This is a genomic window from Bacillus cereus group sp. BfR-BA-01331 (assembly GCF_022663915.1).
GTDB classification, from domain to species: domain Bacteria; phylum Bacillota; class Bacilli; order Bacillales; family Bacillaceae_G; genus Bacillus_A; species Bacillus_A mycoides.
The window spans coordinates 1-10,499 of sequence record NZ_JAKUGJ010000057.1 but is presented as its reverse complement, the minus strand read 5'-3'; the positions used below and the strand labels follow the sequence as shown (position 1 = coordinate 10,499).

Here is a 10,499-nt window from a genome sequence, read left to right as displayed (position 1 = left end):
CTGCAAAATAGACAAGAAAAATAGAAACTAAAATAATATTTAACTTCGAAAACCATTTCTCGTATTGCTTCATAGAAAGAATACTTTTTTTCGTTTGAAAGACTTGGAATCTCGTTATGAGGAACAGGATTGTAAAAATTCCTTCATAAATAAGCCAAGTATGCCATTCCAACTTAGAAAGATCTAGTACTAAGTAAATGATGCCGGTAAAGATAAGGATTGGTACCAGATGTACCAGGCTAAATAATATCGTATGTTCTAACATTCTTTTCTTGTAGAGGTGATTAGTAATTGAATCCAAGTTTCTTAACTCCTTCTGCAATTTTCATGATGACACCACCAATAAGTAGATGGTATTCGCCTATCCCTTTTACGTTTACATACCAGCACATATAGTGCCTAATACCTTCTTTTGCACCATGATCATGTAAAGGGAAAGGAGATGCGTATTTTTCAGATGACATATAATTATCACCGAAAGGAACCTGTTCTGCAAGAGCAAAACGTTTCTTTGCATCATTTACAATCCAGCAACCATAATCTGCTGCTCCATACCATATTGCTTCTTTATGAATCGGATCAATAGAAGGTTGTGCTGGATAATTTTCAGCCAGTATTTGTGCTTTTTCTTCACGAAGTCGTTGATGAATATGTGAATTCAATGGATCTTCCGTTCCGATTTCATAGGTTTCCTCAAAATTCCCACACTCATAAGGGATGAGAGGATTATTTGAATCAGATGCTAATAATAGACTGCAAGAATCTGATTTTGAGAGATAGTATACACAGTCTTTACACGTAAAGAGATTTGAAAAGGCTGAATCTGTTTCTTGTTCTGTTACCGTATTATCTACTACAAGTTTTAACATGTCTATCACAATCCTTTTTAGGCTAGTTCGTAAATTAATATAGACGTATCATATCATGCTTATAATTAAATGTAAATATTTTCCAAATAAAAATAACCTTATTTATTTTGAAAGGACTGTTTGTTTTGAAAAGAAATCGAGAATATATCGCTTTGCGAAATTCCATTTTGGTAGGTTGGTTGCTCACAATTATCGTTATGGGCCTATCTATCTATTTTTCTTCCATTGTGTATTTATTAATCGGATGTTTCATTTTGTCGCTTAAATATGGATTAATGGGCACCATAAAGAATGTGGAAAAACGTTTACCAACCTGGGCTAACTTTGGTGTCATTGAAAAGCCAGTGAATCGAAGGGTGACAAGACCCTTTCAATTTCGGGGTGGGCTCATTGTTTCATTAGCTTTAGGATTTGTAGAGATGGTGATAAAAGGCTTATGTATCTCATATTTTATTTTAGGATTAGAAACGTATGTATATCGTTTGATACGCAAAAACGCAAGAGTATGAAAAGGAGGCTTTTATTATGAAAGTATTGATATTCGAATTAATTCTTATTGCGATTCTGATTCCATTGAATATTGTTGTAAAAAAACATGTACCTAAATGGAAAGGGAAAGCCGGAGAAAAACTGGTGAAACGTATATTAAGTAAATTAAATCCTGAAAGTTATTATGTGTTACATGATGTGACGGTTCATACGGAGTATGGTGATACAACGCAAATTGACCATATTGTTATTGCGGAAACAGGTGTATTTGTCATAGAGACGAAGAACTACGAGGGCTGGATCTATGGAGATGAGAAGGCGGCAAGATGGACACAAGGTATTTTTAGAAAGAAACACTCTTTTCAAAATCCATTTCGACAAAACTATAAACATACGAAGGCAATTGAATGGGTGATGGAACAACAGCTGCCGTGTATCTCTATTGCAACATTCCATCCAAAATGTAGCCTGAAAAGGGTAAACGTTCATTCTAAAGATAAACATGTCTTATATTATAACAATCTGAAGAACTGTATTGAATCTTATACAGACATTCAGTTAACAAAAGAAGAGGTCCAGCATATCTATCAAACTATATTGCGAGCAAACATTACTGATAAGGGAATTGAAAAGAAACATGTGAAGTATTTACATAATAAGTTTGCAAAACAATAACGAATGGAGCAGGAGACATGATTCTTTATGTAATAGGTATTATAGCAATCTCTGTAATAGCTGTTCGCCTGAATATAAAATATTACAAGTTAAAAGGAGATCCGAAAGATTTCGTGACGAGAATAAATAAGTAGTTTTTAAATATCTAACTGGATAAATAAAATAAAAAAAGGCTTCCTTTTTAGGAGCCTTTTTTTATACCTAATCATTAATAGTTGGTTAGCTTAATGCCTCTTCTATGTGACTTAGTAATGCGGTTAATAATGAAGCACTATCAATATCCTCATCTCCATATTTTCCATCATCAACACAAAGAGATTCCATGGCAATTGTAATTATTTTGGCATTTCTAATTAGGTTGTAAAAGATATCATAGTCTTCGGGATGAATTGACCTTAACGTATGGAAATAATCTAAGTCAATATCAAGGATATATTCTTGAGTAAATTGATTATCTTGTATTAAACCTGGTACCATCTCATTTATAGTATTTAATTTATCTTCTAGGTAAATCGACTCTATTGCTTGGTCATAGTGTGGTTTTTTGCAGTTATCATTGCATGGGTCAGGATGTTCAGTTTGATTACCAATCCAACATTTTCTATCAAGAATGTACATGCTATCTGTAGATTCATGATAACCTTCTGGTGCTTGGACTTCAAAATCTTCTCCAGGTGACATACCTAACATTTTAAAATTAAATGCTTCTATTCTTTTTTCCTCTTTAAACGATATTGGTGTATCGCTGCATGCATTATAATTAATAATAAAAGCCTTTTCTATTATGTTAGATTTAATAGCTGCATCGATATGTTCGTCATGCTTTAAGTTCCCGATTGCAGACTGAACAGTTTGCAAATCATTATAGTTAATTTGTTCTACGCAAATCCTTCTATAATCCTCTCTCTCGGCAATAACCTCGCCGCTTTCACCCTTGAATTTACAAGATGAATGATTAAGGAAAGCAGAATTACAATCTGTATGATGATCAAGGGTTACTAGGATAGGGGCTGCATTTCTTTCTCGATGAATAGCCCATGGCTCAAGTACATGATGGTGATGCTCAACTATGTAAATATCCTTATCCTTAATTTTCTGATGCTCGACCATTTAAATGCCTCCATTACATGTTTTTTGCTTGAAAATGAACAAACAATAATAGTGCTTATTTCCAAGGGTATAACTTATATTATACCTTAAAGTACGTTGTATTTAATTATATAGATTTTCTGCGACCATTGCTAATTAACTACAGATTGAACTACTCATCACTTAATTTCCTAACGAACTCTTTGAAATTGGAGATTTTTTAGGGGGAGGCATTACCCTATTTGTTTGGTGAATATAAGTGACTAGTAAAAGTACTTACCTTCCAGGAGACTTCCACTTCAAGCGTCTGTTATGTGGTGAGTAGTTCACGAAGATGTTCGAGCAAAGTTAGATTTAAATTGAAATTAATTTTTTATATAAATGGTAAACAGGATACATCTTAATGGTATCTTGATCATCTTTTTTTAGAGATTCATATAATCTTTTGGATTTTAACCTATTTTGTAATAATACTTCACAAGCGTAGTCTAAAATTTTATCATTTTTATTTGGAGCGTTTTCTTGGATGGTCAAGATATCCTCAATTTCGTCATCTGATAGCTCATTACCTAGTCTAATATTAATTTGATACAGATTAATTCTTTGTATGATATCTTTAGGATTCTTTAATAGGTATCTTTGGATAAGATCTTGTGCAATTCTTAAATATCTTTCATCAGAAGATTCATCAAAATAACCAATATATTTTAGATGGGTATCTATACTATTAAGAGAATCAATATCATGGTGTTCATCTTGAAAAGAAAGTTCTAAAATTTCATATTTAAAGTTTGCGGCTCTTTCCATATTCTCAATACTTTGATTAACATATAGACTTACTTTCCAAATTTTCTCCCTACAATTAGCATCTTCATAATCAATAACATGCCCATCTTTGGGAAGGAATGCACCTATTTTTTTAATTGCTTCAAGACTGAAAAAGTCAATAAAAGTATTGCCGTCAAATAGTAATGTTGCCATCACGTAATCAGAGAGTTCAATGTTACAAAATGCCATACCGTCTTCATCTAAAGGGGTATTAAAATCAATTAAATCGTACTGCTTATTTTTAAATATGTTAATAATTTTATTAAAAAGGATGAATAGGTTTTCCTTCTCATTAAAAATATAGTCATCACCAATTCCTATCTGTTTGCATATTTGGATAAGTTCTTCATGGATTCTTATATTTTCATCAATATCTTTAAAAGTTTCCTTTTCATTTAATGTAGTGTCAATTTCGAAAGTGGATAAAGGAATTTTATTATATGTTAATAGATATTTAAGTACCTTTAAGCTTTTTACATAGGATCCGAGAGTTTTTAATTTACTTAAATGCACCTTACCATTTATTAATTTTAATTGGCCATCAACAAATTGTTTACTAAATTCAAATGTTAAAGAATCTTCAATTGTAAGACAAATAATTTCTTTATTTATTATTAATGTAGATTTTATACGGAGTGTTTCATTACCTATTGTTACTATTTCATCTGTTTCTTTGTGCATTTCTTGTAGTTGAAATATATCTATTGGAAAGTCTACATCATTTAATACACCATATACATATGCTTGTTCTTCAAATAAATCTACTAAAGCATTATTTTGAACATACCCATATTCAATTTTGTATTGTGAGAATTCTATATTTTTAGCATCCTCTATAAATCTTTTTGACTGTTTTTCCACTGAGTTTAGAAAAGAACTGCAAATACTTTCTAACTCCCCATTTTCTAGCTTTTTAAAATTAATTGTTATTGATTGTTGTCCAGTTAATGCTATTTCATCTAAAAGTTTTTTTATATCCAATGGAGCTAGAATTTTATAAAATGGTTGGCTTACATATGTCTCTGGGTGGATAGTAACTACAAAATATAGTACCCCATTATCATTTTTATAATAAACATCTAAATCCTCTTTATTTATAGGATGGGAGATTTTTTTTTGTTTTTTGATTTTCTTACGTTTGGTTGTACCTTTAATTTGTATTGGTACAGTACCTATAAAATCCGTTTTCTTAATTTTGTTAGTATAAACATTAATATCTCCATCAAAAGATAGTCCCTTGTCATTCCACTGTACATTACTTTGTAAATGAAAAGGGGGTTGTAGTATGTATTTATTTATTTCTAAACAAGCTAAATGCTCAATGATTGTATTATCTAAAGTATTTAATTTTTTCACAATTCTTTTTCTCCCCATTAATTTATAAGTACTTCAATTATAGCAAGTATTGGAACATATTTCTTATCTGGTATGATTTTTAAACTAATCGGTTATATTGAGGCAATGACCAAGATAACGGTGAGGTGAAATATTTGAGTACAGTTGTAAAAGTAATGAAATACCAAATAGTCTGTCCGGTAAATATAGAGTGGAAGGTTTTTGAAACGTATTTACGTACACTTACGTATCAAGTAAGGACAATTGGAAATCGAACTATACAAAAGCTTTGGGAGTTTGATAATCAGTCGCTGAATCATTTTAAAGAGAATGGTTTATATCCAAGTACCCAGCAACTATATGGATGCACACAAAAAACTATAAGTGGTTATATCTATGATCAATTAAAATTCGAGTATCTGGATATTAATAAAGCTAATATGTCTACTACCCTTCAGAAAACAATTAAGACATGGAATAGTAGAAAAAAAGAAATCTGGAGTGGTGAGATGTCCATTCCTTCTTTTCGAAACAATTTGCCAATCGATATTCATGGAAACTCTATACAGTTAACAAAAGAAAAAAGTGGTGATTATATTGCAAATTTATCTCTTTTTTCATCAAGTTTTATAAGAGAGAATGAATTGTCAAGTGGTAAAATACTTGTCAAATTATCAACACGAAAACAAAATAGTATGAAGGTAATTTTAGACAGGTTAATTGATGGAACATATGTTAAAGGTGCAAGCATGCTTCATAAATATAAAAATAAATGGTATCTATCTGTTACTTATAAGGCAAATGCAATAGAAGAAAGTAAATTTGATGAAGATTTTATTATGGGCATTGATATGGGAAAGGTAAATGTCCTGTATTTTGCGTTTAATAAAGGGTTCATAAGAGGATCAATCAGTGGGGAAGAAATTGAGGCTTTTCGAAAAAAAATTGAACACAGACGTATAAGTTTATTACGTCAAGGTAAATATTGTAGTGAAAATAGGATAGGTAAAGGCCGTAAAAAGCGAATTAAACCAGTTGATGTACTAAATGATAAAGTAGCCAGGTTCAGAAATTCTACGAATCATAAGTATGCCAATTATATAGTACAACAATGTTTGAAATATAAGTGTGGGTGTATACAGTTAGAAAATTTGCAAGGGATAAGCAAAGAACAAACATTCTTGAAAAATTGGACGTATTTTGATTTACAAGAGAAAATCGAGAATCAGGCAAATCAATATGGGATTAAAGTAGTGAAAATTGCCCCCTCCTATACAAGTCAACGATGTAGTGAATGTGGGTATATCCATAAAAATAATCGGCAAGATCAATCTACCTTTGAATGTCAGCAATGTAATTTAAAAGTTCATGCAGACTATAATGCGGCAAAAAACATATCTATATACAATATTGAAAAACTGATACAAAAACAGTTGAAGTTACAAGAAAAGTTGAATTCGAAAAAGTATATGGAACAGTATATAGAGCAGATAGAAAATATTACTTAGTTTAGGAATATTGTATGAAATAATTTGGTGGATTTCCACGCCATAAATGGAGAAGTGATACACGGTAAATTTACCAAGTGTCAACGCTCCATAAGGTAGTATCGAATGTTAAAAAAACATTGATACATAGGCATTACGAATGCTTTGAAGGGTGTAACACAAAGACCGTTACATAATACATGAATTTACTGGTAAAAAAGCAGGATATTGTTGATATACAAGGGATTGTCGCAATATTTATTGTTAATCATCCATATATTATCGGGGTTTAAACATAACAATAGATGTATTGAAATATGTATTCATATCTAGGACTTCCTATAGTAATTATTGTTTAAACATAACAATAGATGTATTGAAATTGATACCAAAAATATTTATTTTTGATTGCACGAAGTGTTTAAACATAACAATAGATGTATTGAAATAGCATGATGCAGTACTTATGTAAAGTTGACTTCAGGAGTTTGGAATAAACAGTAGATGTGTTGAGAGTTTGAGAACAGCCGACTCATAAAATCTTGATGTTAGGGTTTAAGTGCATTAGAGATTTGGTAGATTTCCACGCCATAAATGGAGAAGTGATACACGGTAATTTTACCAAGTGTCAACGCTCCATAAGGTAGTATCGAATGTTAGAATAACATTGATATGTAGGCATTACGAATGCTTTGAAGGGTGTAACACAAAGACCGTTACACAATACATGAATTTGCTGGTAAATAAGCAGGATATTGTTGCTATACAAAGGATTGTCGCAATATTTATTGTTAATCATTCTTATATTATCGGGGGTTTAAACATAACAATAGATGTATTGAAATGACATTGTATATGGAACAGCGCCTTTTGATTCGCAATAGATGTATTGAAATTAACTAATACCGAGTAATTTGTTGGCCTATACTCAGTTTAAACAAACCAATAGATGTATCGAAATATCATCAAATTTGTCTTTTACTAAATGCGCTACAAGTTTAAACATAACAATAGTTGTATTGAGGGAAGGCAACAAATTAATCAGAACCTCTAGATGCAAGATTGAAATTTAATAAATTTTTGGTGGATTTCCCCGGCCATAAATGGAGAAGTGATACACGGTAATTTTACCAAGTGTCAACGCTCCATAAGGTAGTATCGAATGTTAGAATAACATTGATATGTAGGCATTACGAATGCTTTGAAGGGTGTAACACAAAGACCGTTACACAATACATTAATTTGCTGGTAAAAAAGAAGGATATTGTTGATATACAAAGGATTGTCGTAATATATATTGTTAATCATCCTTATATTATCGGGGTTTAAACATAACAATAGATGTATTGAAATACAAAGGTATCAGCAACTTTCTCCCAATCTGGCGGTGGTTTAAACATAACAATAGATGTATTGAAATTTAGTTTTCCTCCTCAGGTTAAAAATCTATATAGGTTTAAACATAACAATAGATGTATAGAAATACTTATTATTAAATCGGTTATATGAGCATATAAAAGCTTAAATATAACGAATGGGGTCCATTGAGTAATACTATTATTTGTATATAAATAGAGGTAATGTTATTATAAAAGTAGTCAAATACTAAAAAATCAGATTGCAAAAGGACACACCTACGCATAACCATAGCGTAGGTGTGTCCTTTTTTTGTTTAAGGAGGAAAAAAGTATGGGAAAAACGTTATTTATTGCTGAAAAACCAAAAGTGGCCAATGAAATTATGAAATCACCAAGATTCCGACACGCACAAAAGTACACTGGCAGTAAGCCTTACTATGGTTATTATGAAAATGATCATTATATTGTCAGTTGGTGCCGTGGGCATCTGCTGGAACTCAAAAATCCGGAAGAGACGGATCCAGAGTATAAAGTGTTTAAGTTAGAGCATTTACCTTTAATTTATCAGCCAGCTTATAAGGTGAAACAAGAAAATGCTGAACAATTACAAATACTTGTTAAACTGCTGCAACGACATGATGTTGACCATGCGGTTAACATATGTGACGCGGACCGCGAAGGAGAGTTAATCTATAGGGAAGTGTACGAATATGCAGGAGTGAATAAAAAGCAATCTCGTGTATATAAATCCTCTTATGAAGCAGCAGAACTAGAGGCAGCGCTTAATCGATTAGAAAGCGCATCAAAATACGATGGACTGGCGTATTCTGCTAAAGCAAGACAGTACTTGGACTATCTATTAGGTATGAACATAACGAGGGGATGTACAACGAAATTAGCACAGAATAAGTTCCTGTTATCCTCTGGACGTGTACAGATGTGTTTATTAAATGAGATACGACAACGTGAGGTAGCGATTGAAAACTATAGAGAGCAATCTTATTATCATCTGCAACTAGTAACAGATTTAGGAATCACTCCGGTTATGAAAACAGAAGACCAGGTATTAAACCCATCGCCATTAAGAAGTTTGGGAGAAAACTTGAAAGGCCAATATCTCGTGGTGGAAGAATTTAAAGAAGGAAATCGAAAGAAGAATCCTAAATTATTATATAACTTAACGGATTTATATAAAGATGCTCATGCTCATCTGCAGATTAATGCAGAAACCGCAAGAAAACATATTCAGAACTTGTATGAAGAAGGATTTATTACCTATCCACGTTCTTCTTCTAGGCATTTACCTACAGAACAAGTAGAGCGTGTGAAAGGTGTTATGCACTCATTAGCAACGAGTCACTATTCGTCATTGGTACAAATAGTAGATATTGAGGCAATTAATACAAAACATAAAACATTCAATGATGAGCTTGTATCAAGCCATTTCGCTATCATTCCGACGACAAAACAATATATGGGAGGAGAGCGTCCTGATATTGAAAAACAGCTCTATGATCTTGTAGTAAAACGCTTTGTGGGTAATTTCATGCGTCCTGCAGTGTATCTAGTAAGAGACGTATCACTTATTGACTCGGTGGGTAATATCTATCAAACAAAAGAAAGTGTACTTAGGGAAAAAGGGTTTCTAGAAGTATTTCAAGAGGAAAAAGAAGAAGAAAGTGTGGAAGCATTTAAAATTCCTATTCTGCAGAAAGGACATGAACTTCAAATCTGCGATTTTGAGTTACTTGAATCCAAAACAAAGAAACCCGCGCTACACACAGAAAGCTCAATTCTGACTTTCATGGAAACAGCTGGACGCAAAATTGATGACGAACATTTAAAAGAACTGATGAAAGGAAAGCGAATAGGAACCGTTGCAACGGAAGCGACTTTTATCCCTGCTTTGTATGAACGAAACTATATCGCCATTGAAAAAGGAAAAATCAGTACAACTCCAATTGGTCGTGATTTTGTTGAACAATTTCCTGTTCAACAAATTAAAGATCCACTATACACAGCTGAAATGGAAGGGATGATATATCGTATTGAAAAGAATGAAATGAGTTATGAAGACTTCATTGTACAAACAAATGCGTTTGTACGAAAAATAACGCAAGCGATTATAAAAATTCCTGATACCGTTTCGTACAATTTAATAGAGACCTGGAAGCAACAAATAGAGGTTTGCCAATGTCCTTGTAGAAATGGAATTATTTTAGATAGGGGGAAATTTTTCGGTTGCAGCAATCACCCGAACTGTAATATTGGCTTACCCAAAAAAATAAAAGAAAAAGCGATCCCTGCAGCACAAGTCAAAAAACTGTTTGAAGATAATAAAACAGATGTTATCAAAGGGTTTAAATCAA

Annotated in this window: 7 protein-coding genes and 1 pseudogene; 4 read left to right on the top strand and 4 right to left on the bottom strand. The window is 32.2% G+C overall.

Translation table 11 applies throughout. From position 1 onward, the window contains the following. Nucleotides 1-301 (bottom strand): annotated as a pseudogene (locus MR155_RS30100) (hypothetical protein); the annotation flags it as partial. Beyond that, on the bottom strand, nt 285-869 hold the full coding sequence (locus MR155_RS30095; protein ID WP_242311993.1) for a hypothetical protein: 585 nt from the start codon (nt 867-869) through the stop codon (nt 285-287). The pseudogene MR155_RS30100 and the gene MR155_RS30095, both read right to left, overlap by 17 nt. A gap of 125 nt (nt 870-994) precedes the next feature. Here MR155_RS30095 and MR155_RS30090 point away from each other — a divergent pair, with 125 nt between their 5' ends. Together MR155_RS30090 and MR155_RS30085 are read left to right on the top strand one after the other, a co-directional pair. Beyond that, nucleotides 995-1,378, top strand: a complete 384-nt coding sequence (locus MR155_RS30090) for a hypothetical protein (RefSeq protein ID WP_242311992.1) — start codon at nt 995-997, stop codon at nt 1,376-1,378. A 16-nt stretch (nt 1,379-1,394) separates the two neighbouring features. Then, entirely contained in the window at nt 1,395-2,033 is a 639-nt protein-coding gene (locus MR155_RS30085; protein WP_242311991.1) for a nuclease-related domain-containing protein, read from the top strand. 219 nt (nt 2,034-2,252) lie between these two features. On the opposite strand, the gene MR155_RS30080 is transcribed toward MR155_RS30085, so the two are convergent. Both MR155_RS30080 and MR155_RS30075 read right to left on the bottom strand, forming a co-directional pair. After that, the gene (locus MR155_RS30080) at nt 2,253-3,143 is read right to left on the bottom strand and encodes a peptide arginase family protein (protein WP_242311990.1); all 891 of its coding nucleotides are present in this window, start codon (nt 3,141-3,143) and stop codon (nt 2,253-2,255) included. Nucleotides 3,144-3,476: 333 nt separating this feature from the next. After that, the gene (locus MR155_RS30075) at nt 3,477-5,306 is read right to left on the bottom strand and encodes a hypothetical protein (RefSeq protein WP_242311989.1); all 1,830 of its coding nucleotides are present in this window, start codon (nt 5,304-5,306) and stop codon (nt 3,477-3,479) included. A 134-nt stretch (nt 5,307-5,440) separates the two neighbouring features. Here MR155_RS30075 and MR155_RS30070 point away from each other — a divergent pair, with 134 nt between their 5' ends. Beyond that, on the top strand, nt 5,441-6,793 hold the full coding sequence (locus MR155_RS30070; RefSeq protein WP_242311988.1) for an RNA-guided endonuclease TnpB family protein: 1,353 nt from the start codon (nt 5,441-5,443) through the stop codon (nt 6,791-6,793). A gap of 1,668 nt (nt 6,794-8,461) precedes the next feature. Continuing rightward, nucleotides 8,462-10,499 (top strand): DNA topoisomerase (locus MR155_RS30065; protein WP_242311987.1); only part of this gene is annotated, 2,038 nt, incomplete at its 3' end.